Genomic DNA, 22,262 nt, shown 5'->3' on the forward strand with positions numbered 1-22,262 from the left:
CGAATGAAAAGGATATCGATGATGTTGCTGGCCACCGTGCTCGCGGCCGCCACCGGCGCCGCCGCCGGGGCGTATCCCGACCGGCCCATCCGCATGATCGTCGGGTTCGCCGCCGGCGGGCCGACCGACGTGATCGCCCGGGTGCTGGCGCAGGAGATGACGCACGTGCTCGGCCAGCCTGTGGTGGTGGAGAACAAGGCCGGCGCCAATTCGCTGATCGCCACGCGCGAGGTCGCCGCCGCGGCGGCGGACGGGCATACCGTGCTGTTCGCGTCGCTGTCGCACAACGTCAATTGGCTGCTGCTGGGCGCCAAGGCGGGCTACGATCCGCTCAAGGACTTCACGCCCGTTTCCAATGCGGCCTCGTTGCCCATGGTGGCCGTCACCGCGTACCAGTCGCCGATCCAGTCGATGAAGCAACTGATCGAGCAGGCGCGGGCCAAGCCGGACACTATCAGCTACGGCTCGGCGGGCAATGGCGGGTCGGCTCACCTGGCGGGCGCGATGCTGGCGACCATGGCCAAGGTGCGCATGATCCACGTGCCGTTCCGCGGCAACGGCCCCGCGCTGACCGAGGTCATGGCCGGGCGCGTCTCGTTCATGTTCTATCCCATCATCGGCGTGGCCGCCAATGTCCAGGAGAAGCGCCTGAAAGTGCTGGCGGTGGGGACGCCGCAGGCCGGCGCCGAGTTTCCCGGCGTGCCGAGCATGGCCGACGTCGGTTTTCCCGATTTCCAGGACACCGCGCCTTGGGTGGGGCTGCTGGCGCCGGCCGGGACGCCCCGGCCGGTCGTGCAGAAGTTGAACCAGGCCATGGTGGAAGCCTTGCAGCGGCCCGAAGTACAGAAGCGGCTCAAGGAACTGGGGGCGGTGGTCATCGGCGACACACCGGAGGCCTTCGGCAAGTTCCTGGTCCGGGACCAGAAACGCTGGGCCGGGGTGATCAAGGCCGCCGGCATCACCGCGGAATAGGCGCAGCGCCATGACCGGACTCTCGCGCGCGTACAGCATCGAAGACCTGCGCCGCGCGTCGCGTCGCCGTCTGCCCCGCGGCATCTTCGATTTCTTCGATGGCGGAGCCGAGGACGAACTGACGCTGGTCGACAATTGCGCGGCCTTTAGGCGGGTGAGGCTCGCTCCTCGCGCGCTGGTCGACGTCTCGGCGGTGGACACGGGCGCGCACGTGCTGGGCGCGCCATCCTGCCTGCCGCTGGCCGTCGCGCCTACCGGCGCCGTCGGGTTCGGCCGCCGCGGCGGCGACGTCGCCATCGCCCGGGTCGCTGCCCGGGCGGGCGTGCCCTATACGCTGTCGACCTCGGCCACGGCTTCGATCGAGCAGATCGCCGATGCCGCGCCGGGGCGCCTGTGGTTCCAGGCTTACATCCTGCGTCACCGGCCGCTGCTGGAGTCGCTGATCGCCCGTGCGCGGGCCGCCGACTATGAAGGCCTGATGATCACCGTCGACCTGCCGGTGGGCGGCAAGCGCGAGCGCGACTTCCGCAACAGCCTGTCTTTTCCGTTCCGCTATTCCGCGCGCAACCTGCGCGACTTCGCCAGCCGGCCGGCCTGGGCGCTGGACATGCTGTGCCGCGGCTTGCCCGTGATGGAAAACCTCAAGGAGCTGGAGGCGCCGGGCGCCGATGCCACGCGACTGGCCTCGTCCGTGGGCCGCAGCTACGATCCCTCGTTCGACTGGCCGCGCCTCGCGGCGCTGCGCGACCTGTGGCCGCGCAAACTGATCGTCAAGGGCGTGCTGCGCCCGGACGACGCGGACAGGCTGGCGCGCATGGGCTGCGACGCCGTGGTGGTGTCGAATCATGGCGGCCGCCAGCTGGACGGGGCGGTGGCGACGCTCGATGCCCTCCCTGGCGTGGTGCAGGCCGTCGCGGGCCGCATCGAAGTGCTGGTGGACGGCGGCGTGCGCCGCGGCGGCGACATCCTGAAGGCGCTGGCATTGGGCGCCAACGCCGTGCTGGTGGGGCGGGCCACGCTGTGGGGGGCGATTGCCGGGGGCGAGGAGGGCGCTGTTCGTGCACTCGACATCCTGCGCGAAGAGTTCCACCGCAGCATGCAGCTTTGCGGCGCGCGCCGCGTGGCGGAAATCGGCCCGGACCTGCTGTTCGGGTCGGCGTCCCGCCTGGCCCTCGTGGGTGCCCCGGCAGGGCCTGATTCATGCGGCGCGCCACGCACGTATCAAAAAAATACGGTATAGTTGCGGTCTGCACGTGGGGCGGTAGCTCAGCTGGGAGAGCGTCGCGTTCGCAATGCGAAGGTCGGGAGTTCGATCCTCCTCCGCTCCACCAAGAATTCCTGAAAAAACAAGGCACTACGTCTGGCGATGTAGTGCCTTGTTTGCATTGCGGATCAGGGTTCGGGGCGTGGCCGGGCGCCTTGGGGGCCGGGGCGGCGGTGGCATCGGGCACCAATACGTATTCCGCCTGGGTGCCGTCGATCAGGTTGCCGAAGCGCCAGCCGGCCGTCGCCTTGTAGCCGTGGCAGCCGCACAGGCCTTGCGGCACCAGGTAGCTGCCGTCCTGCGAGGCCGCGCCATCCTGGGCGGCATAGGAATTGAAGTTGGGGCAGATGGCGCCGGCGATCACGCGCTGGCCTTCCCGGTAGCCGGTCACGGCGCTGCCGAGTCACGTCGGGGATGGGCTTGTCTGCAATCTCGATGCGCCCGGGCGCGACGAACACGGTGGTTTTCATCATGGCAGTCAACGCTCGGCCTCCATAAGCGAGGGGTTGGGGAACCGTGGTTGCAGCATGCCTGCCCGGGCATTACACAGGAGTTTCGGGCTCGCTGGATTGATCCATGTCATCTGCTTACGTAACCGGCGCGCTCGCGTACCCCCGGCGACGGCAATATGCTTAGAACCGTTGTTCATAAGATGCGGCCAATTTCGCCTTACTGCCCGCTAATCCGCATAAAATCTACGGTTTACGCCCGACGGCCGGTCATCGTTTGGTAAACTGGCCCGACTACCTAGACGGAATCCGACAGGCCATGGCCGCTTTCAATACCGAACGCGTCACGAGCGTTCACCACTGGAACGATACGCTCTTCAGCTTCAAGACCACTCGCGATCCTGCGCTGCGTTTCCACAATGGCCATTTCGTCATGATCGGCCTTGAAGTCGACGGCAAGCCGCTGATGCGCGCCTACAGCATCGCCAGCGCCAATTACGAAGAACACCTGGAATTCCTCAGCATCAAGGTGCCCAACGGCCCGCTCACTTCGCGCCTGCAGCACTTGAAGGAAGGGGATTCGATCCTGGTCAGCCGCAAGCCGGTCGGCACACTGGTGGCCGACGATCTGCTGCCCGGCAAGAACCTGTACCTGTTCGGCACCGGCACCGGCCTCGCGCCGTTCATGAGCATCATCAAGGACCCGGACATCTACGAGCGCTTCGAGAAGGTGGTGCTGGTGCACGGCGTGCGCTGGGTCAGCGAACTGGCCTACGCGGACTACATCAGCAACGAGTTGCCGAACAACGAATACTTCGGCGAGATGGTGCGCGACAAGCTGATCTACTACCCCACCGTCACGCGCGAACCCTTCCGCAACCAGGGCCGCATCACCGAGCTGCTGACCAGCGGCAAGCTGGCGGCGGACGTCGGCCTGCCGCCCATCAATCCCGAGCACGATCGCGCCATGCTGTGCGGCAGCCCGCACATGCTGGCCGACGTCAGCGCGATTCTGGACGGCCTCGGATTCAAGGTCTCGGAACATACCGGACATGCCGGCGATTACGTGGTCGAGCGCGCCTTCGTCGAAAAGTGACCGCATCCGCTCGACCATGACGAAACGGGGCCATGTGGGCCCCGTTTTCTTTTCAGTGCAGCAGTTTTCCGGATTCGGCCAATTCGCGTATGCGCTGGACCGTATCCATGTCGGCCGCGATGTAGGCCTGCTTGCGCAGCCCGACGACGGTTTCGTCGAGCTCGCTGTGGCCTTCCTGCAGGTCCAGTTCGTAGATGAAGCGCAGGAACAGCACGCCCGGTTCGGGCTCTTCGATGCGCACCGTTGCTTCGCTGCGCGGCCACATCTCCGTGGCGGCCGCCAGTATCGTGACCTGCCGCATTGGCGTCAGGGTGACTTCGTCGCGGACCTGGAACGGTCCGAAGTCCAGCACACGCTTGAGCACGGTCTGGTCGGCCTGCACGGTCTCGTCCTCGATGACGCAGCTCTCCAGTCCCATGACGAATTCCGTGGGCTGGTGGGCGCGTATGAACAGCCCGCGCCAGATCTGCTCCCGCGTGAGGGGCGTGAGCAGGGGGACGAGCGGGTCGTTGATCTGGATGAGGTGTTCGAATCGAAGCATGGGGAGCGCGGTTCCTCGGCGGTCTACGCATAGGATACCGCGCCCGGGCGGGATCTCGCCGGCCAGGCGAGGGCGGCTCTTAGTCGATCAGCATCGGCAGCACCATCAATTGCTGGCCGTTGACGTGCATGCGCCGCTGCAGCGAGTTGATCGCCTGGTTGTGCAGCAGGCGGGTGACGAAGTTCTCGCGCTTGAAGACCAGCTTGCTGGCGAACACGATGGTGTTGGGATACTCCTGCAGCACTTCGGTGATGAGCTTCTCGAGGGTCTGCACGGCGTCGGTGCCGAATCCCAGCCTGCTGGTGGCGGCCATGCCGTAGCTGTTGCAGAAGCGTTCGAAGAACTTGAGCGAAGTGGTGGCCTGCAGTTTCATGGCCTCCATGGCTTCCTGCCCGCCGTAGACCTGGGCGTCCACGGTGCGAGCATTGATGAAGACGAAGTTCTTGAAGTGATCGGGGAACATGCGCTGCACCCACAGCAGCGCATGCAAGCCGCCGCCGCGGCTGGAGCCGACCAGGAATGCCGCGGTCGGCGCCTGCGGGTCCAGTGCCGGCGGCGAGCAGTCGGAGCCGAAGGTCTGGTCGGCGAAGATGTCGTCGATTGCCGCGATGCGGCGCCGGGTTTCGCGATAATGCGCCCGGATGCCGATGCAGATGAAAATCAGCACGCTGGTGATGAGCAGCGTGGCCCAGCCTCCCTCGAAGAATTTCTCGACGATGGTGACGACCAGGATGGAACTGGTGATGGCCAGCGCCACCAGGGACAAGGCCAGCCGGCGGCGCCAGTGCTTCTTGTGCACGGGCTTGTGGCGATTGCGGATCCAGTAGTGCGAAAGCCCGGCCAGCGACAGGCTGAAGGTCAGGAACACGTTGATGGAGTAGAGCACCACCAGCACCGAGACTTCGCCGCCGGTCAGGAGCAGGATGGCGAAGGCAGCGATGCCCATCAGCAGTATCCCGTTCTCGGTGACCAGCCGGTTCGACAGATATCGGAAACGGTGCGGCATCCACGAGTCCGACGCCATGTTGGACAGGACCGACGGGCCGCCCAGGAAGCCCGTGTTGGCCGCCACGAACAACAGGCCGGCCTCGAAGGCCAGGACCACGGTCAAGGCCGCGAACAGGTTGCCGTCATTGAAGCCCATTTCCTGCAGCACATTGCCGAACACGACCGCATTGAGGGTCTGGCCTTCTACCGGCGTCGCGTTCCACAGCAGGTACAGCAGGATGATGCCGCCGGCGGTGAAGGCCAGGCTGATGGCCATGAGCAGCATGGTGAGCTTGCCGGTATGGACCACGGGTTCGGCGAGCCGGTCGACGTTGTTGGAGACCGCCTCGATCCCGGTATAGGTGCCGCCGCCCAGCGAATAGGCCTTCAGGAATACGGCCAGCACGAAGAACCAGCCGGCCTCCTGCGAGAACTCCCGGACTTCCCTCAGCGTGTCCGGGATCAGGAGCGGCAGCCCTTCGGCGTGCGCGAAAATGCCCCAGGCGATCAGGATGGCGTGCGTGACCACGAAGCCGGCGAAGATGGGCAGCAGGACCTTGATGCTTTCCTTGGCGCCGCGCAGGTTCAGCCAGAGCAGGAGGATCACCATCAGACAGGCGGTCCAGATCTTGAATGATTGCCAGTCGGCCGGGAGCAGCGAGAACAGCGCGTCCGTGCCGCTGGCTACCGATATGGCGATGGTCAGCACGTAGTCCACGATCAGCGCCGAGCCGGACACCAGGCCCGCCGAGGGGCCGAGCAGCGCGGTCGATACCCGGTATCCGCCGCCGCCGGTGGGGAACAGCTCGATGACCTGGTTGTAGGCGAGCGCGACGACGAATACCGTGATCGCGGTGGCGATGGCCAGGAACAGGGCCAGGTGAGTATGGCTGCCCAGGGCGCGGAACGCTTCTTCGGGACCGTAGGACGAGGACGAGAGCCCGTCGGCGCCCAGGCCGACCCAGGCCAGGAAGGCCGCCAGCGCGATCGAATGCCGGGTGTCGGGCGACAGCGGGTCGCGGGCCTTGCCCAGCAGGCGTTCGCGCCATGAGGATGCTTTCATACGGAGGGATTCCTGCTGCCTTTCTTGGTTGCGCGGCGCGCAGCGTACGCTTTTGGGACGGATCGCGCATAGAAAGCCATTCTAGCAACAAGGAAATTGTTACCCTTGGCGGGGGCGGCAACTATTGCAATCGAATTTCTGATAGCTTTGCACATAGGGTGCCGCTGGCGCCTGTCCCAGGATTCTCGAGGCAAGCATGAGCAAGCAAATCATCCATACCGATGCCGCGCCCGCGGCCGTCGGCCCGTATTCCCAGGCGGTGGCCGTGCCGGCCGGCGGCCGGACGGTATACCTGTCCGGGCAGATCGGCCTGGTGCCGGCCACGGGCGAACTCGAAACCGCCAGTTTCGAGGCCCAGGTGCGTCAGGCATTCGCCAACATGGAGGCCGTCGTGCGCGAAGCGGGCGGCACGCTCGACCAGGTGGTCAAGCTCACGCTGTTCCTGACCGACCTCTCCAAGTTCGGCACCGCCAACGAAATCATGGCCGAGGTCATCCCCCGGCCTTTCCCGGCCCGCTCCACCGTCGGCGTGGCCGCGTTGCCCAAGGGGGCCGAATTCGAGGTCGAGGCGGTACTGGTCGTCTGACCCGCCACGGGTGAATGGATTTGCGCGCAGCCGCCCCCGACGAAGCCGAACTGACGCCGCAGCAGCGCAAGATGCGCAAGCTGGGCCTGCGCGGCGCGGACGACTTCGTCCTGCACCTGCCCATCCGGTATGAGGACGAAACCCGGCTGACGCCCATCAAGCGGCTGCTGCCGGGCATGTGGGCGCAGGTCGAGGGGGAGGTGACGCGCTGCGAGGTCACCTACCGGCCCCGGCGGCAACTGGTGGCGGCGATCCAGGACGATACCGGGGAGCTGGGGCTGCGCTTTCTCAACTTCTACCCCAGCCAACAGAAGCAATTGGCGGTGGGGCGCCGCATCCGCGCGCGGGGCGAAGCCCGGGGCGGCTTTTTCGGCATGGAGATGGTGCACCCTCGTACCACCGTCGCCGACGAGGATACGCCGCTGCCGGATCGCCTGACCCCGGTCTATCCCACGACCGAAGGCCTGCCCCAGGCCACGTTGCGCAAGGCGATCGCCAGCGCGCTGCAGCAGGCGGACCTGCGCGACACGCTGCCGGAGGCGCTGCGCGAGCGCTACGGGTTGATGCCGTTCGAAGAGGCCGTGCGCCTCCTGCACGCGCCGCCACCCGAGGTGGCGACCCAGTCCCTGGTCGATCGGGCGCATCCGGCCTGGCTGCGCATCAAGTTCGACGAGCTCCTGGCGCAGCAGCTGTCGCTGGCGCGGGCGCGCGCGGCGCGGTTGGAGAAGCGCGCGCCGCCGCTGGCGCCCTCGACCGCGCCGGACGGGCTGGTCGCCCGCCTGCTCCGTACCCTGCCGTTCGAACTGACGGGCGCCCAGCAGCGAGTGAGGAATGAGATCGCCGCGGATCTTGCGCGGCCGCATCCCATGCAGCGTCTGCTGCAAGGCGACGTGGGCAGCGGCAAGACGGTGGTCGCGGCGCTTGCCGCCGCCCAGGCCATCGACAACGGCTTCCAGGCGGCGCTGATGGCACCCACCGAGATCCTGGCCGAGCAGCATTTCCGCAAGCTCGTGGACTGGCTGGAGCCTTTGTCGGTCAAGGTGGCCTGGCTGACCGGCAGCCTCACGCCCAAGGCGCGCCGCGAGGCGGCAGCCATGATAGAAAGCGGCGAGGCGCAACTGGCGGTGGGGACGCAGGCGTTGATCCAGCAGCACGTCCAATTCGCCCGGCTGGGCCTGTCCATCGTCGACGAGCAGCACCGCTTCGGCGTGGGCCAGCGCCTGGCCCTGCGCAACAAGGGGGGCGAGGACGAAGTGTTCCCCCATCAGTTGATGATGTCGGCCACGCCCATCCCGCGCACCCTGGCGATGACCTTCTTTGCCGACCTGGACGTGTCCGTCATCGATGAGCTGCCCCCAGGGCGGGTGCCGGTCATCACCAAGCTGCTGTCGGATACGCGCCGCGACGAAGTCGTCGCGCGCATCCGCGAGGCCGCCCGGATCGGACGCCAGGTGTATTGGGTGTGCCCGCTGGTCGAAGAAAGCGAGACACTCGAGCTGCAGACCGCGGTCGATACGTTCGAGGCGCTGCGGCACGCGCTGCCTGAATTGCGCGTGGGACTGGTGCACGGGCGGCTGCCCACCGCCGAGAAGGCGGCGGTCATGCAGGCCTTCAAGCAGGGGGAACTGGACCTGCTGGTCGCCACCACCGTGATCGAAGTCGGCGTGGATGTGCCCAATGCCTCGCTCATGGTCATCGAGCACGCCGAACGCTTCGGCCTGGCCCAGCTCCACCAGTTGCGGGGCCGGGTGGGGCGCGGGGCGGCCGAGTCGGTCTGTGTGCTGCTGTACCAGGCTCCGTTGTCGCAGATCGCCAAGGCGCGGCTGCGCACCATGCACGAAACCACCGACGGCTTCGAGATCGCGCGGCGCGACCTCGAGCTGCGCGGTCCCGGGGAGTTCCTGGGCGTGCGGCAGTCCGGCCTGGCGCTGATGCGTTTCGCCGACCTGGAAAACGATCTCGAGATCGCCGAACAGGCGCACGAGGCCGCGGCCGATTTGCAGGCCCATGCCCCGGCCGTTGTCTCCGCCCATCTGGCGCGGTGGATGCGCGGAAGGGAAGATTTCCTCAAAGCTTGAAGAGAGGCGTGTCATGACCCTGACAGAATTGAAGTACATCGTGGCGGTGGCTCGCGAACGACATTTCGGCCGTGCCGCCGAGGCCTGTTTCGTCAGCCAGCCCACGCTGTCCGTGGCCATACGCAAGCTGGAGGACGAATTGGGCGTGACCCTGTTCGAGCGGGGCGGCACCGAGGTGGGCGTCACGCCCATCGGCCAGCGCATCGTCGCGCAGGCGCAGAAAGTGCTGGAGGAGAGCGCCAACCTGAAGGAGATCGCCAAGCAGGGGCACGACCCCCTGTCGGGCGCGCTGCGGGTCGGCGTGATCTACACCATAGGTCCCTATCTGCTGCCGCAACTGGTGCCCAAGCTGATCGAGATCGCGCCGCAGATGCCGCTGCTGCTGCAGGAGTATTTCACCGTACGGCTGCTCGAGCTGCTGCGCCAGGGCGAGATCGACTGCGCCATCATGGCGTTGCCGCTGCCGGACGCCGGCCTCGCGATCCAGCCGCTGTACGACGAACCGTTCGTCGTGGCGGTGCCCAAGGGCCATCCGCTCGCCAGCCGCAGCCATGTGAATGCCGAAGAGCTCAAGACGGAAACCATGCTGCTGCTTGGCACCGGCCACTGTTTCCGTGACCAGGTGCTGGAGGTTTGTCCCGAGCTGTCGCGCTTTTCCGCCACCAACGAGGGCATACAGCGAACCTTCGAGGGATCTTCGCTGGAAACCATACGGCACATGGTGGCATCGGGCATAGGCATCACGGTGCTGCCGATGTCGTCCGTGCCGGCCGAACCCGACGAACGCGACCTATTGCGGTACATCCCGTTCGAGGAGCCCGTGCCGGACCGCCGCGTCGTGCTGGCGTGGCGCAAGAGCTTCCCGCGCACGGCCGCGATCGAGACCCTGATCACGGCGATCCAGGCATGCCGGCTGAACGGCGTGACCATGCTCGACGCCAGCGAGCAGGCCGCATGACGGCACTTTGCGCTTGAGATGTTGCGATTCATCCCGATCTAGTATTCTGTGATGTCGGTTCCGACTTTTGACAAGGGAGTCAACAATGGCGAAGAAAGCAAGTCCCAAGAAAAACGGAAGCAATGCCAGTGCGGGTACCGCCCGCTCGTCCGCCGGTGCGCCTCGTATCGACATCGGCATCTCGGACAAGGACCGTGCCGCGGTGGCCGGGGGCTTGTCCAAGCTGCTGGCCGATACCTACACGCTGTACCTCATGACGCACAACTTCCACTGGAACGTGACGGGGCCGATGTTCAACACCCTGCATGCCATGTTCATGACCCAGTACACGGACCTGTGGAATTCCATCGACGACGTGGCCGAGCGCATCCGCGCCCTGGGCCATTTCGCGCCGGGTACCTACCGGGAGTTCGCCAAGCTCACGACCATCAGCGAGCCGGCCGACGTGCCGGAGGCGCTCGAGATGGTGCGCCAGCTGGTGGTGGGGCACGAGGCCGTGGCCAAGACCGCGCGCAACACGCTCAAGGTGGCCGATGCGGCCAATGACGAGCCCACCGCCGACCTGTTGACCCAGCGTCTGGAGTTCCACGAGAAGACGGCCTGGATGCTGCGAAGCCTGCTGCAGTAAGTCCGTTTGCGCCGCCGGCCGCGGAACGGGTTCGCAATCGTTCGTCCTGCGGTCCGCCTCCAGGAAATCCCTGCATCGCCATGGGCGCGATGCAGGGATTTTTTCTATTTTCTTCCCGCGCCGTTCGTCCGAAAATTATTTGAAGTTTAAAAATTTTAGGCTAAAGTAATTTCGATCAGTCAATGCGCGGCCAGGCGGCCGCGCGCACCGCTGGAGAGACGAACCATGGAACGCTCGGGACACCTCGATACGTTTGCGCGCGATCATCTTCCCCCTCCCGAGGCGTGGCCGGAGTTCCTGCTCGATCATCCCGCCGTCCGCTATCCCGCCCGGTTCAATTGCGCCGCCGAGCTGGTGGACGGCGCGGTGGCGGCAGGGCATGGCGAGCGGCCGGCGATCTGGACGCTCGCCGGCGGCAAGCCGGTGGCCATCAGCTACCGCGAACTGCAAGGGCGGGTCGACCGCCTGGCGCGTGTGCTGACCGAGGACATGGGGCTGGTGCCGGGCAACCGGGTGCTGCTGCGGGGGCCGAACAACCCCGCCATGGCCACGGCCCTGCTGGCCACCATCAAGGCCGGCCTGGTGGCGGTGCCGACCATGCCGCTGCTGCGCGCGGCCGAGCTCAAGCCCATACTGGACAAGGCCCAGGTGAGCGCCGCGCTATGCGATGTCCGCCTGCGCGACGAACTCGAGGCTTGCACGCGTCCGGGGCCGTCGCACTGCCCGACGCTCGCCCAGGTGCGCTATTTCAATGACGAAGGGCCGGAGTCGCTGGAAAGCCTGGCGCGCGGCAAGACCGTGCCATTCCCGGCCTGCGACACGGCGGCCGACGACGTCTGCCTGATCGCGTTCACCAGCGGAACCACGGGCAGCCCCAAGGGTTGCATGCATTTCCATCGCGACGTGCTCGCCATGTGCGACCTGTTCCCGCGTTCCATCCTGGACGTGCGTCCCGACGACATTTTCTGCGGCACGCCGCCGCTGGCCTTCACGTTCGGCCTGGGCGGCATGCTGTGCTTTCCGCTGCGGGCGGGCGCCTCCACCGTGCTGGCCGAGAAGCTGACTCCTGCCACGCTGCTGGAGACCATCCAAGCCGCCCGGGCCACCATCGTCTTCACCGCGCCGACGTTCTATCGCCAGATGGCGGCCCTGGCGCCAGGCTATGACGTGTCCAGCCTGCGCCACTCGGTCTCGGCCGGCGAGGCGCTGCCCGACGCCACGCGCCAGCTGTGGAAGCAGGCGACCGGCGTGGAAATGACCGATGGCATCGGCAGCACCGAAATGATCCACATCTTCATTTCCAGCGCCGGCGCGCAGGTCCGGCGGGGCGCCATCGGCAAGGTGGTGCCGGGATACGAGGTACGCATCGTCGACGAGGCCATGCGGCCGCTGCCGCCGGGCACGGTGGGGCGGCTGGCGGTGCGCGGCCCGACCGGCTGCAAGTACCTGGCCGACGAGCGGCAGGCCAATGCCGTCAAGCAGGGCTGGAACCTGACCGGCGACTCGTTCCTGATGGACGAGGACGGCTATCTCTATTACCAGGCCCGTACCGACGACATGATCATCTCGGCGGGCTACAACATCGCCGGCCCGGAGGTGGAAAGCGCGCTGCTGCAGCACGAGGCGGTGGCCGAATGCGGGGTGATCGGCGTGCAGGACGAAGAGCGGGGGCAGGTGGTGACGGCGTTCGTCGTGCTGCGGCCGGGGTTCCCGCCGGGAGACGACCTGGTCAAGGCCTTGCAGGACCACGTCAAGCGCACCATCGCCCCTTACAAGTACCCGCGCGTCATCCGCTTCGTCGATACCTTGCCTCGCACCGAGACCGGCAAGCTCAAGCGGTTCGCCCTGCGCACGCTCTAGGGCCTGGCCGGCCCCGGACGGCCGCCGGGAATCCCGGCGGCTTGTTACCATATGGGGATGAACAGCTCGCTTCCCCTGACGATATCCCAGCGCCTGGGCCTCTACGCGCGCCTGGTGCGGATCGACAAGCCCATAGGCATACTGCTGCTCGTCTGGCCGACGCTCTGGGCGCTATGGGCCGCGAGCGAGGGGCGCCCCTCCTGGTATTTCGTCTTCGCTTTCGTGGCGGGTACCGCGCTGATGCGCTCGGCGGGCTGCGCCATCAACGATTATTTCGACCGCGACGTCGACCGCCACGTCGAGCGTACCCGCGACCGGGTGCTGACCTCCGGGCTGATCACCGCCAATGAGGCCCTGGGCGTGGCGATCGCGCTGGCCCTGGTGTCGCTGCTGCTGATCCTGCCGATGAACCGGCTGGTCTGGGCCTTGTCCGTGGTGGCGGTTTTCCTGGCGGCCACGTATCCCAAATTCAAGCGCTTTTTCGCCATCCCGCAGGCCTACCTTGGCATTGCCTTCGGTTTCGGCATCCCGATGGCCTACGCCGCGGTGCTGGAGACCGTGCCCTTGGAAGGCTGGATCATGCTCGCAGCCAACATTTTCTGGGCCATGGCCTACGACACCGAATACGCCATGGTCGACCGGCCGGACGACCTGAAGCTGGGCTTGCGCACCTCGGCCATCACCTTTGGCAAATGGGACGTCGCGGCCGTGGGGCTGTGCTATGCCGCGACCCTGGCGCTGCTGGGGGTGGCCGGCGCCAGGCTGGGCTATGGATGGGCTTACGCGGCCGGCCTGGCCGGGGCCGCGGCCATTGCCGTGCGGCACCTCTGGTGGATACGGGACCGGGATCGGGCGGCGTGTTTCCGCGCCTTTCTGCACAACACCTGGTTCGGTTTCTCGGTGTTTGCAGGCATTTTCGTGCAGACCACGCTGTTGGGCTAGGACGGACCTTCGCCGCCATGTCGTCCATTGCCGACCATCTTCGCGCCGTCCGCGCCCGCATGGAGCGCGCCGCCCTGGCCTGCGGCCGAGATCCCGCGCACGTATCGCTGCTCGCGGTGTCCAAGACGTTCCCGCCGGAAGCGGTCCGGGAAGCCTATCGCGCCGGCCAGCGCGCATTCGGGGAAAGCTACGTCCAGGAGGCGGTCGAAAAGCTGGCGGGCCTGGAAGACCTGCGCGCCGATACCGAGTGGCATTTCATCGGACCCCTGCAGAGCAACAAGGCCAGGCACGTGGCCGCCCATTTCGATTGGGTCCACAGCATAGACCGGCTGAAGATCGCCCAGCGCCTGTCGGACCTCAGGCCCGCCGGGGCGGCGGACTTGCAGCTGTGCATACAGGTCAACATCGATGCCCAGCCCACCAAGAGCGGCGTGGCGCCGGACGAGGCGCTAGAGCTGGCGCTCGCCATCCAGGGGCTGCCGCGCCTCCGCTTGCGGGGCCTGATGTGCATCCCGGCTCCACAGCAGGACCCTGTCCGGCAACGCGAGGTATTCGCGCGCCTGGCGGACCTGATGCACGAGCTGAACCGGGCCGGGCTGAGGCTCGACACCTTGTCGATGGGCATGTCCGACGACCTGGAGGCCGCGGTGGCGGCCGGGGCTTCCATCGTGCGGGTCGGTACCGCGATTTTCGGCGCACGCCAATGAATGGATGCGCGTAGCACTATGGATATTGATATGAACCAAGAGCTTTCGATCGCATTCATCGGCGGCGGCAATATGGCCGCCGCGCTGATTTCCGGCCTGGCGGGCAAGTTCTGCCCCATGGCCAACATCCACGTCGTCGAGGTGAACGAGACTTCGCGCAGGGCGTGGGCAGAACGCGGCGCCACCGTCTCGGCGGCGCCGGATGCCGCGCTGTCGCGCTGCAAGATCTGGGTCTATGCGGTCAAGCCGCAAGTCATGAAGGAAGTCGTCGCCGCCACCCGGCCGTGGCTGAAGGACAGCCTGGCCATCAGCATTGCCGCCGGCATCCGCGCGGCCGACCTGGCTCGCTGGCTCGGAACCGAGGCCGACCCGTGGCCGCGCGTGGTGCGCTGCATGCCCAATACTCCGGCGCTGATCGGGCAGGGCGTCACGGGCTTGGCCGCGCTCGCAGGCGTCGGCGAGCAGGATCGCGCGCAGGCCGAGGCCGTGCTCCAGGCAGTGGGCCAGACCGTCTGGGTCGCGCGCGAGGACGACCTGGACGGCGTGACGGCCTTGTCGGGCAGCGGCCCGGCCTATGTGTTCCTGTTCATCGAAGCGCTCGTCGAAGGCGGCCGCGCCGTGGGCCTGGACGAGGAACAATCGCGCAAGCTGGCCCTCGCCACGCTGGCCGGGGCCACCAGCCTGGCCGCGGAGTCCTCCGAGCCCCCATCGGTATTGCGCGAGCGCGTGACCTCCAAGGGCGGCACCACCGCCGCCGCCCTCGACGTCCTGGCCGAGGCGGGGTTCAGGCAAGCCGTGGTTCGCGCCATGCAGGCCGCCGCCCGTCGCGCGCAAGAGATGGGCGATGAGTTCGGAAAGTAGTCCCGGCAATGTAAGCTCGGTCGCGCGGCATCCTCCTTTCATTCTTTTCTGGTTCGGCCGGGTCATGTCGACCCTGTCGTTCCAGATGCTGTCCGTGGCCGTGGGCTGGCAGGTTTACGAGCTCACCGGCAGCGCCTTCGATCTGGGGCTGGTCGGGCTGGCGCAGTTCGTGCCCATGGTGCTCCTGACCTTCGTCGTCGGCCAGGTGGCGGACCGCTACGACCGGCGCGCCATTGCCAGCGTCTGCATGGTCGTGGAGTCGCTCGCGGCGGGCGCACTGGCGCTGGGCACGTATCACGGCTGGCTCACGCGCGATGCCATCCTGGCCCTCGTCGCCCTGGGCGGCGCCGCGCGCGCGTTCGAATCGCCCACCATGGCGGCGCTGGTGCAGGGCGTGGTGCCGCGCCCGCTCATTCCGCAGGCCGCGGCCTGGTCCACCTCGGCCACGCAGACCGCCCACATACTGGGGCCGGCGCTGGGCGGGCTGCTCTACGGCCTGGGTTCGATGACGGCCTATGTGGTGGCGTGCGCGTTCTTCTTCGTCGGCGGAGTGCTGGTGGCGTTCATCCGCGCCGAACGCGCCGCGGCCACGCGCGAGCCCGTCACGTTGAAGTCCGTCTTTTCCGGCATCGCGTTCATCCGCAGCCGGCCGGTGATACTGGGCACCTTGTCGCTGGACCTGTTCGCGGTGCTGCTGGGCGGCGCCACCGCGCTGCTGCCGATCTATGCGCGCGACATCCTGCACACCGGGCCGTGGGGCCTGGGCCTGCTGCGCACCGCGCCCGCCCTGGGGGCGCTCGCCATGTCCATCTTCCTCGCCCATTATCCGATCAAGCGCAACGTCGGCCGCATGCTGTTCTCGTCCCTGGTCGTCTTCGGCCTGGCCACGATCGTGTTCGGGTTGTCGTCGCATCTGGCATTGTCCATGGCGGCGCTGTTCGTGCTGGGCGCCTCGGACGTCGTCAGCGTCGTGATCCGGTTCACGCTGGTCCAGTTGCAGACACCGGCGGAAATGCTGGGCCGGGTGAGCGCGGTGAACTCTTTGTTCGTGGGTACCTCGAACCAGTTGGGAGAGTTCGAGTCCGGCGTGACGGCCGCGCTGTTCGGCGTGGTGCCGGCCGTGCTGATCGGCGGCGCCGGCACGATCGCGGTCGCGTTGCTGTGGATGGTATTGTTTCCCCAGCTGCGCCGCTTGAAGTCGCTGGAAGGCTAGGGCCTGTCCGGGCGCGATACTTGCAGCTCCGCCGCCCGCCCCGCGGCACGTGCCGCATTCGCCAGGATTCCGGAGGAAGCACGCCATGTCTTTGCATCCCGTAGTACAGGAAGTCACCGAACGCATCGTCGCGCGCGGCGGGGAACGGCGCCGCCGGTGGCTGGAGGAGACGCGCGGCCGGGCGGGATCCCGCGTCCAACGCAGCCATCTTTCGTGTACCAATCTCGCCCATGGCTTTGCCGCCATGCCCGAGCGTGCCAAGGTGCTGCTGAAGGTCCAGGAACGGCCCAACGTGGCCATCGTGTCGTCCTACAACGACATGCTGTCCGCGCACCAGCCGCTGGGCGATTTCCCGGCCTGGCTCAAGGAGGCCGCGCTCGAGGTAGGGGCCACGGCGCAGTTCGCGGGCGGCGTGCCGGCCATGTGCGACGGCGTTACCCAGGGCCAGGCCGGCATGGAGCTGTCGCTGTTCTCGCGTGACGTCATCGCCATGGCCACGGCCGTGGCCTTGTCGCACCAGATGTTCGACGCGGCGCTCTACCTTGGCATATGCGACAAGATCGTTCCGGGCCTTGTCATGGGGGCGCTGGCCTTCGGCCACCTGCCGGCGGTCTTCGTGCCCGGCGGACCCATGACCACGGGCGTGGGCAACGACGACAAGGCCAAGGTGCGGCAGCTGTATGCCGAAGGCAAGGTCGGGCGCGACGAACTGCTGGAGGCCGAAAGCCGGGCCTACCATGGCCCGGGCACCTGTACCTTCTACGGCACCGCCAATTCCAACCAGATGCTGATGGAATTCATGGGCCTGCATTTGCCGGGGACGTCCTTCGTCAATCCCTACACGCCGCTGCGCGAAGCGCTGACCCGCGAGGCCGCCAGGCAGGCGGTCTCGCTCTGGCACGGCGGCGGGCGCTATACCCCCATATGCGAGGTGCTGGACGAGCGGGCCTTCGTCAACGGCATCGTAGGCCTGATGGCGACCGGCGGTTCGACCAACCATACCTTGCACCTGGTGGCCATGGCGCGGGCGGCCTGCATCGAGCTGAACTGGGACGATTTCCAGGCCATCTCCGACGTGGTGCCGCTGCTCGCCCGCGTCTACCCGAACGGCAAGGCCGACGTGAACGGCTTCCGTGACGCCGGCGGCCTGCAATTCGTCATTCGCCAGCTGCTGGAGGCGGGCCTGCTGCACGAAGACGTCAATACCGTGGTCGGCCCAGGCCTGGCCGCCTATTGCCGCGAACCCTATCTGCAGGACGGCCGGCTGGCGTGGCGCGACGGCGCGACTGCCTCGGCCGACGAGACCATCGTCCGCCCCATCGACCGCCCGTTCCTGCCCAATGGCGGCTTGCGGGTGCTGGAAGGCAATATCGGCCGTTCCATCATCAAGACGTCGGCGGTGGACCCCGCCCATTTCGTGGTGGAAGCGCCCGCCATCGTCTTCAATGACCAGGATGAGGTGCTCGCGGCCTTCCAGCGCGGGGAGCTGGAGCGCGATTTCGTTGCCGTCGTGCCGTGGCAAGGCCCGGCTGCCAATGGCATGCCCGAGCTGCACAAGCTGACGCCCACGCTGTCGGTGTTGCAGGGGCGCGGGTTCCGCGTTGCGCTGGTGACCGACGGGCGCATGTCGGGCGCCTCCGGCAAGGTACCCGCCGCCATTCACGTCACGCCGGAAGCCTTGAAGGGCGGGACCATCGGCAAGGTGCGCACCGGGGACATGGTGCGGGTCGACGCCGCGCGTGGGGAGTTGGAAGTGCTCGCGGACCTGGCCGCGCGTCCCGCGGCTGAGGTGCCGGACTTGCGGCCGCATCACCGGGGCATAGGCCGCGATTTGTTCGGGAACATGCGCAAGTCGGTGAGCGCCGCCGAGCAGGGCGCTTGCACGCTCTTCGCGGACGAGGACGACGCGCCCGGCGAGGTGGCGGCGCCCCGGGCGGCCGCCACCTCGGACAGGCTTTGAGGCGGGGCCCGTTCCCGCCGCGGAACAGGCCGGTTCAGCCGCCGGCGAAGAAGGCGAAACGGACCAGGAACAGAATGGCGATCAGCCAGGCCGCGGGATGGATTTCGCGGACGCGGCCGGTGCACGCCTTGAGCACGACGTAGCTGATGAAGCCGAAGGCCAGGCCGGTGGCGATCGAATAGGTGAAAGGCATGGCCAGGGCGGTCAGCGCGGCGGGAATTGCCTCGGTGATGTCGTCCCACTTCACGTCGATCAGCTCGCGCATCATCAGTCCGGCCACGTACAGCAGCGCGGGCGCGGTGGCGTAGGCGGGCACCGAGCCGGCCAGCGGCGAGATGAACAGCGCGGCGAGGAACAGGATGCCCACGACCAGCGCCGTCAGCCCGGTGCGGCCGCCCGCCTGGACGCCGGAAGCGCTCTCGACATAGGCGGTGGTGCTGCTGGTGCCCAGCAGCGAACCGGCGGTGATGGCGGTGCTGTCGGCCAGAAGGGCGCGGCCGATGCGATTCTTGCCCTCGACCAGCAGGCCGGCGCGCTTGGCCACGCCCATCAGCGTGCCGGTGGCGTCGAAAACTTCGACCAGCACGAACACCAGCACCACGTGCAGGAAGCCCATGTGCAGGGCGCCGATGATGTCCAGCTGCAGGAAGGTGGGCGCGAGGCTCGGCGGGCTGGAGAAGAGGCCCTGGAAGTTGTTGATGCCCAGCAGCATGCTCAGCACCGTGATGATCAGGATGCCCAGCAGGATCGCGCCGCGGATCTTGAGCGCATCCAGCACGGCGATGATGAAAAAGCCGAGTATCGCCAGCAGCGCGCCGGGCTTGTGCAGGTCGCCCAGCGTGATCAGGGTGGCGGGGCTCGCCACGACGATGCCGGAGCTGCTGAGGGCGATGATGGCCAGGAACAGCCCGATGCCCGCCGCGATGGCGCTGCGCAGGGAGGGGGCGATGCCCGCGATCAGCCACGTTCGCACGCCGGTGACGGTGAGCAGGATGAAGATCACCCCGGAAATGAAGACCGCGCCGAGCGCCTGTTGCCAGGTGAAGCCGAGGGTCGCCACGACGGTGAACGCGAAGAAGGCGTTCAGCCCCATGCCGGGAGCCATGCCTATGGGGTAATTGGCGACGAAGGCCATCATCAGCGATCCGATCGCCGCCGCCAGGCAGGTGGCGGCGAAGACGGCGCCGCGATCCATGCCCGTGGTGGACAGGATCTGCGGGTTGACGAAGATGATGTAGGACATGGTCAGGAACGTGGTGATTCCCGCCAGCAGCTCGGTACGGACGTTGGTGCCGTGTTCGTTGAGTTTGAATAGGCGCTCTAGCATGGTGGCTTCCAGGTCGGGTGCATGGACGATGGCGGGAAGCCATGCGAAGCGCCCGGCCCGGAGCCGCGTTTATCGTTGCGGTTCTGCGCGTTCCGGATTGCGGCCCATCGACGGCCTGTTTTCCCCCCAGGCGCATATTAGGGGCGGGGCCGCAAAATGAAAAGCCAAGTCTGGCCTCATTTCCCGCAGCAAGGCGGTGCCGCGTGCCCTGGCCGGCCGAAGTCTGTCGTTCGAGTCTTCCAGCGGGCCGATGCGCCCGCCGGCCGGCGCGGGCGCGCCTCGTGCCCGGGCTCAGCGCTGCTGGCCCTGCTGTTTGAGCTGGACGTTGTTCTTGACGTCCTGCACGCCGTCGATGCCGCGCGCAACGCGAACCGCGGAGTCGATCTGCGCCTCGTCGTCGGCCGTGCCGGCCAACTGCACGACGCCGTTCACCGTCGTGACCTTGATGCTCAGGGACTGGGTGGCCTGTTCCTTCAGCAGTGCCGCCTTGACCTTGGTGGTGATCATCGCGTCGCTGGCGTATTCGCCCGCCGACCGCTCGGGAGACGGGCTGGCGGATTCGGCCATGACCATCGGGGAAGCCGCGGCAAAGGCGGCGACCATGGCGGCGATCATCAGTTTGCGTGTGGTCATCGATCTCTCCTGGAATCGGCCGACCCGGCAATGCCGGTGCCGGAGAGCGGCGAGCCGCTTCCCGGCGTGGCCGGACCATCCCAACATACGAGGGCGCTTCGGCGGGTGTCAAAGCGGCGTGTGAATATTTGTAAGCGCGCACGTCCGCGCCTGGCCGCGTTCCGGGCGCCTGCGTGCAAGCCGTCACGTTTGCAAGGGATGCGTGGCACATGTAACGGGTATCCGCGCCACAACTGCCGGCGCGCCTACAATGGGCGTTCTTCTGGAAATCCCATGTTCAGCTATCGCCACGCCTTTCATGCCGGCAACCATGCCGACGTGCTCAAACACCTCGTCCTGGTGCAATTGCTGCGCTATTTCGCGCAGAAGGATACGCCCTACTGGTACATCGACACCCACGCGGGGGCGGGCGCCTATGCGCTCGACGGCGATTGGGCGGACAAGACCGCCGAATCCGGGACCGGCATCGCGCGCCTGTGGACGCGCGCCGACCTGCCGGCCGCCGTGGCCGAGTACGTGGAGGAGGTGGAGGCCTTCAACGGCGACGAGTTCCTGCGCAGCTATCCCGGCTCTCCGTTCCTGGCGGCGCAGGCGATGCGCGAGCGCGACCGGCTGCGCCTGTTCGAGCTGCATCCCACCGAGATCGACGTCTTGCGCCGCAATGTCGGGCAACTGGGCAGGGACGTCGGCCGCCACACCATGGTCTATGCGGCGGACGGTTTCGAGGGCGTAAAGGCGCTGCTGCCGCCGCCTACTCGCCGCGGCATCGTCCTGATCGATCCTTCGTACGAAGACAAGCGCGACTACGCGCGCGTCGTCCAGTGCCTGGAGGAAGGGCTCAAGCGGTTCGCCACGGGCTGCTATGCGATCTGGTATCCGCTCGTCCAGCGGCGCGAGGCGCAGCAACTGCCCGCCAGGCTCGCCCGCGTGCCGGCGCGCGCGTGGCTCGATGTCACCCTGACGGTGCGCAAGCCCACGGGGGACGGGCTGGGCCTGCACGGCAGCGGCATGTTCGTGGTCAATCCGCCGTGGTTGCTGGAGCCGGCCTTGAAGGAAGTCATGCCGTGGCTCACCGACGTGCTGGCGCAGGATGCCGGCGCCCGGTTCTCGCTCGAGAGCCGGCAGGCCTAGGCGGCTGGAGTCATTCCCCCCGGATGTTGTTGCGCCGGATGACGTCGCCCCACAGCGCGATCTCGCTGGCCACATACGCGGCGAAATCGCCGCTGTTCTTGTAGTCGATCTGGACGCCGGTCTTGCGCATGACCTCCACGACCGACGGATCTTCCAGCGCCTTGCGGCTTGCTTCGTCGAGCCGCTGCACGACCGCGGGCAGGGTGCCGGCCGGTGCGAAGATGCCGGCCCAGGTGGCCGAAACGACCGAAGGGTAGCCTTTTTCGGCGAAGGTGGGCACCTCCGGCAGCGCGAAATGGCGGGCCTTTGCCGCCACGGCCAGGGCGCGCGTCTTGCCCGCCCGCAGATTGGGCAGCGATACCGCGACGGTGTCGAACATCATGGTGATGTTGCCGGCCAGCAGGTCCAGCGACGCCGGGGCGCCGCCCCGGTAGGGCACGTGGACCAGATCGACCTTCGCCGCCTGCTTGAAGAGTTCGCCGGCCAGGTGCAGGGAAGTGCCGTTGCCGGCCGAGCCGAACGTCAGCTTGCCCGGCTCGCGCTGCGCCTGCGCGACCAGGTCCTCGACCGAGCGGATGGCGGACGAGGACTGGACCGCGAGGACATTGGGCACGGAACCCCAATGGGAGACGGGTACGAAGTCCTTGACCGCGTCGTAGGAAAGCTGGGAATACAACGAAGGATTGACGCCATGCGTTGCCGAGGTCCCCACCAGCAGGGTATAGCCCGTGGGGGATGCCTTGGCCACCTGGGCCGCGCCGATGTTGCCGCCGGCTCCCGGCTTGTTCTCGATCACCACCGGTTGGCCGACTTCGCGGCTCAGGGCCGCGCCGACCGCGCGCGCCATCTGGTCGATGGCGCCGCCGGCGGCGAACGGCACGACCATCTGTATCGGCCGGCTGGGATAGTCCTGGGCGGCCGCCTGGAGCGGCCAACTGCCGAGCGCGGAGGCGGCCACGGCGAGGGCGCCGGCCGTCCGCCGGTGGCGGATGAGAAAAGCCATGAT

At 67.3% G+C, this 22,262-nt stretch carries 19 protein-coding genes, 1 tRNA gene and 1 pseudogene; 15 read left to right on the forward strand and 6 right to left on the reverse strand.

Going from position 1 to position 22,262, the window contains the following annotated elements; translation table 11 throughout:
* Positions 1–3: 3 nt before the first annotated feature.
* The 3 genes from CDO44_RS13230 (at position 4) to CDO44_RS13240 (ending at position 2,303) form a co-directional block, all read left to right on the forward strand.
* Positions 4–972 carry a tripartite tricarboxylate transporter substrate binding protein gene (locus tag CDO44_RS13230; protein WP_087780689.1) on the forward strand — a complete coding sequence of 323 codons (969 nt, stop codon included), beginning with the start codon at positions 4–6 and terminating at the stop codon, positions 970–972.
* A gap of 10 nt (positions 973–982) precedes the next feature.
* A complete protein-coding gene (locus tag CDO44_RS13235; RefSeq protein WP_087780690.1) occupies positions 983–2,212 on the forward strand; it encodes an alpha-hydroxy acid oxidase in 1,230 nt (409 codons plus the stop codon).
* A 15-nt stretch (positions 2,213–2,227) separates the two neighbouring features.
* Positions 2,228–2,303, forward strand: a tRNA-Ala gene (locus CDO44_RS13240).
* Here the strand turns inward: CDO44_RS13240 and CDO44_RS28085 are convergent.
* Positions 2,304–2,718, reverse strand: a pseudogene (locus tag CDO44_RS28085) (alcohol dehydrogenase catalytic domain-containing protein); the annotation flags it as partial. It abuts the tRNA gene before it with no gap.
* Between the two features lie 286 nt (positions 2,719–3,004).
* Here CDO44_RS28085 and CDO44_RS13250 point away from each other — a divergent pair.
* Positions 3,005–3,781: a ferredoxin--NADP reductase gene (locus CDO44_RS13250; RefSeq protein WP_087780691.1), complete on the forward strand. Its 777-nt coding sequence runs from the start codon at positions 3,005–3,007 to the stop codon at positions 3,779–3,781.
* Positions 3,782–3,833: 52 nt separating this feature from the next.
* On the opposite strand, the gene CDO44_RS13255 is transcribed toward CDO44_RS13250, so the two are convergent.
* Together CDO44_RS13255 and CDO44_RS13260 are read right to left on the reverse strand one after the other, a co-directional pair.
* Complete coding sequence (locus tag CDO44_RS13255; protein ID WP_087780692.1) at positions 3,834–4,322, reverse strand: SRPBCC family protein; 489 nt, start codon at positions 4,320–4,322, stop codon at positions 3,834–3,836.
* A 79-nt stretch (positions 4,323–4,401) separates the two neighbouring features.
* Positions 4,402–6,372 carry an APC family permease gene (locus tag CDO44_RS13260; protein WP_087780693.1) on the reverse strand — a complete coding sequence of 657 codons (1,971 nt, stop codon included), beginning with the start codon at positions 6,370–6,372 and terminating at the stop codon, positions 4,402–4,404.
* Between the two features lie 196 nt (positions 6,373–6,568).
* Here CDO44_RS13260 and CDO44_RS13265 point away from each other — a divergent pair, with 196 nt between their 5' ends.
* The 10 genes from CDO44_RS13265 (at position 6,569) to edd (ending at position 18,165) form a co-directional block, all read left to right on the forward strand.
* Positions 6,569–6,958 (forward strand): Rid family detoxifying hydrolase, encoded by a 390-nt coding sequence (locus CDO44_RS13265; RefSeq protein WP_087780694.1) that lies wholly within the window; start codon positions 6,569–6,571, stop codon positions 6,956–6,958.
* Positions 6,959–7,029: 71 nt separating this feature from the next.
* Positions 7,030–9,036 carry an ATP-dependent DNA helicase RecG gene (gene recG / locus CDO44_RS13270; protein ID WP_369824650.1) on the forward strand — a complete coding sequence of 669 codons (2,007 nt, stop codon included), beginning with the start codon at positions 7,030–7,032 and terminating at the stop codon, positions 9,034–9,036.
* 13 nt (positions 9,037–9,049) lie between these two features.
* Complete coding sequence (locus CDO44_RS13275; protein WP_087780696.1) at positions 9,050–9,994, forward strand: LysR substrate-binding domain-containing protein; 945 nt, start codon at positions 9,050–9,052, stop codon at positions 9,992–9,994.
* A gap of 85 nt (positions 9,995–10,079) precedes the next feature.
* Complete coding sequence (locus tag CDO44_RS13280; protein WP_087780697.1) at positions 10,080–10,622, forward strand: Dps family protein; 543 nt, start codon at positions 10,080–10,082, stop codon at positions 10,620–10,622.
* A gap of 225 nt (positions 10,623–10,847) precedes the next feature.
* Positions 10,848–12,482 (forward strand): AMP-binding protein, encoded by a 1,635-nt coding sequence (locus CDO44_RS13285; RefSeq protein WP_087780698.1) that lies wholly within the window; start codon positions 10,848–10,850, stop codon positions 12,480–12,482.
* A 57-nt stretch (positions 12,483–12,539) separates the two neighbouring features.
* Positions 12,540–13,424 carry a 4-hydroxybenzoate octaprenyltransferase gene (gene ubiA, locus CDO44_RS13290; protein WP_369824642.1) on the forward strand — a complete coding sequence of 295 codons (885 nt, stop codon included), beginning with the start codon at positions 12,540–12,542 and terminating at the stop codon, positions 13,422–13,424.
* A 17-nt stretch (positions 13,425–13,441) separates the two neighbouring features.
* Positions 13,442–14,131 carry a YggS family pyridoxal phosphate-dependent enzyme gene (locus tag CDO44_RS13295; protein ID WP_087780700.1) on the forward strand — a complete coding sequence of 230 codons (690 nt, stop codon included), beginning with the start codon at positions 13,442–13,444 and terminating at the stop codon, positions 14,129–14,131.
* Between the two features lie 30 nt (positions 14,132–14,161).
* Complete coding sequence (proC, locus tag CDO44_RS13300) at positions 14,162–14,992, forward strand: pyrroline-5-carboxylate reductase (protein ID WP_087780701.1); 831 nt, start codon at positions 14,162–14,164, stop codon at positions 14,990–14,992.
* Complete coding sequence (locus CDO44_RS13305; protein WP_087780702.1) at positions 14,976–16,205, forward strand: MFS transporter; 1,230 nt, start codon at positions 14,976–14,978, stop codon at positions 16,203–16,205. The genes proC and CDO44_RS13305 overlap by 17 nt, the downstream gene beginning before the upstream one ends.
* Before the next feature lie 85 nt (positions 16,206–16,290).
* Positions 16,291–18,165, forward strand: a complete 1,875-nt coding sequence (gene edd / locus CDO44_RS13310; protein ID WP_087780703.1) for a phosphogluconate dehydratase — start codon at positions 16,291–16,293, stop codon at positions 18,163–18,165.
* A 34-nt stretch (positions 18,166–18,199) separates the two neighbouring features.
* On the opposite strand, the gene CDO44_RS13315 is transcribed toward edd, so the two are convergent.
* Entirely contained in the window at positions 18,200–19,492 is a 1,293-nt protein-coding gene (locus CDO44_RS13315; protein WP_087780704.1) for an NCS2 family permease, read from the reverse strand.
* A gap of 291 nt (positions 19,493–19,783) precedes the next feature.
* Positions 19,784–20,125: a BON domain-containing protein gene (locus CDO44_RS13320; protein ID WP_158213285.1), complete on the reverse strand. Its 342-nt coding sequence runs from the start codon at positions 20,123–20,125 to the stop codon at positions 19,784–19,786.
* Between the two features lie 273 nt (positions 20,126–20,398).
* On the opposite strand from CDO44_RS13320, the gene CDO44_RS13325 reads away from it, so the two are divergent.
* Complete coding sequence (locus CDO44_RS13325) at positions 20,399–21,256, forward strand: 23S rRNA (adenine(2030)-N(6))-methyltransferase RlmJ (protein ID WP_087780706.1); 858 nt, start codon at positions 20,399–20,401, stop codon at positions 21,254–21,256.
* A 10-nt stretch (positions 21,257–21,266) separates the two neighbouring features.
* Here the strand turns inward: CDO44_RS13325 and CDO44_RS13330 are convergent, their stop codons facing one another.
* Positions 21,267–22,259: a tripartite tricarboxylate transporter substrate binding protein gene (locus CDO44_RS13330; RefSeq protein WP_087780707.1), complete on the reverse strand. Its 993-nt coding sequence runs from the start codon at positions 22,257–22,259 to the stop codon at positions 21,267–21,269.
* Between the last annotated feature and the right edge of the window lie 3 nt (positions 22,260–22,262).

It is taken from the genome of Pigmentiphaga sp. NML080357 (genome assembly GCF_002188465.1).
Lineage (GTDB): Bacteria > Pseudomonadota > Gammaproteobacteria > Burkholderiales > Burkholderiaceae_B > Pigmentiphaga.

Coding starts and splice junctions, on each gene's coding strand:
- CDO44_RS13230 (WP_087780689.1), top strand. CDS start 4: ATGAAAAGGATATCGATGATGTTGCTGGCCACCGTGCTCGCGGCCGCC.
- CDO44_RS13235 (WP_087780690.1), top strand. CDS start 983: ATGACCGGACTCTCGCGCGCGTACAGCATCGAAGACCTGCGCCGCGCG.
- CDO44_RS13250 (WP_087780691.1), top strand. CDS start 3,005: ATGGCCGCTTTCAATACCGAACGCGTCACGAGCGTTCACCACTGGAAC.
- CDO44_RS13255 (WP_087780692.1), bottom strand. CDS start 4,322: ATGCTTCGATTCGAACACCTCATCCAGATCAACGACCCGCTCGTCCCC.
- CDO44_RS13260 (WP_087780693.1), bottom strand. CDS start 6,372: ATGAAAGCATCCTCATGGCGCGAACGCCTGCTGGGCAAGGCCCGCGAC.
- CDO44_RS13265 (WP_087780694.1), top strand. CDS start 6,569: ATGAGCAAGCAAATCATCCATACCGATGCCGCGCCCGCGGCCGTCGGC.
- recG (WP_369824650.1), top strand. CDS start 7,030: ATGCGCAAGCTGGGCCTGCGCGGCGCGGACGACTTCGTCCTGCACCTG.
- CDO44_RS13275 (WP_087780696.1), top strand. CDS start 9,050: ATGACCCTGACAGAATTGAAGTACATCGTGGCGGTGGCTCGCGAACGA.
- CDO44_RS13280 (WP_087780697.1), top strand. CDS start 10,080: ATGGCGAAGAAAGCAAGTCCCAAGAAAAACGGAAGCAATGCCAGTGCG.
- CDO44_RS13285 (WP_087780698.1), top strand. CDS start 10,848: ATGGAACGCTCGGGACACCTCGATACGTTTGCGCGCGATCATCTTCCC.
- ubiA (WP_369824642.1), top strand. CDS start 12,540: ATGAACAGCTCGCTTCCCCTGACGATATCCCAGCGCCTGGGCCTCTAC.
- CDO44_RS13295 (WP_087780700.1), top strand. CDS start 13,442: ATGTCGTCCATTGCCGACCATCTTCGCGCCGTCCGCGCCCGCATGGAG.
- proC (WP_087780701.1), top strand. CDS start 14,162: ATGAACCAAGAGCTTTCGATCGCATTCATCGGCGGCGGCAATATGGCC.
- CDO44_RS13305 (WP_087780702.1), top strand. CDS start 14,976: ATGAGTTCGGAAAGTAGTCCCGGCAATGTAAGCTCGGTCGCGCGGCAT.
- edd (WP_087780703.1), top strand. CDS start 16,291: ATGTCTTTGCATCCCGTAGTACAGGAAGTCACCGAACGCATCGTCGCG.
- CDO44_RS13315 (WP_087780704.1), bottom strand. CDS start 19,492: ATGCTAGAGCGCCTATTCAAACTCAACGAACACGGCACCAACGTCCGT.
- CDO44_RS13320 (WP_158213285.1), bottom strand. CDS start 20,125: ATGACCACACGCAAACTGATGATCGCCGCCATGGTCGCCGCCTTTGCC.
- CDO44_RS13325 (WP_087780706.1), top strand. CDS start 20,399: ATGTTCAGCTATCGCCACGCCTTTCATGCCGGCAACCATGCCGACGTG.
- CDO44_RS13330 (WP_087780707.1), bottom strand. CDS start 22,259: ATGGCTTTTCTCATCCGCCACCGGCGGACGGCCGGCGCCCTCGCCGTG.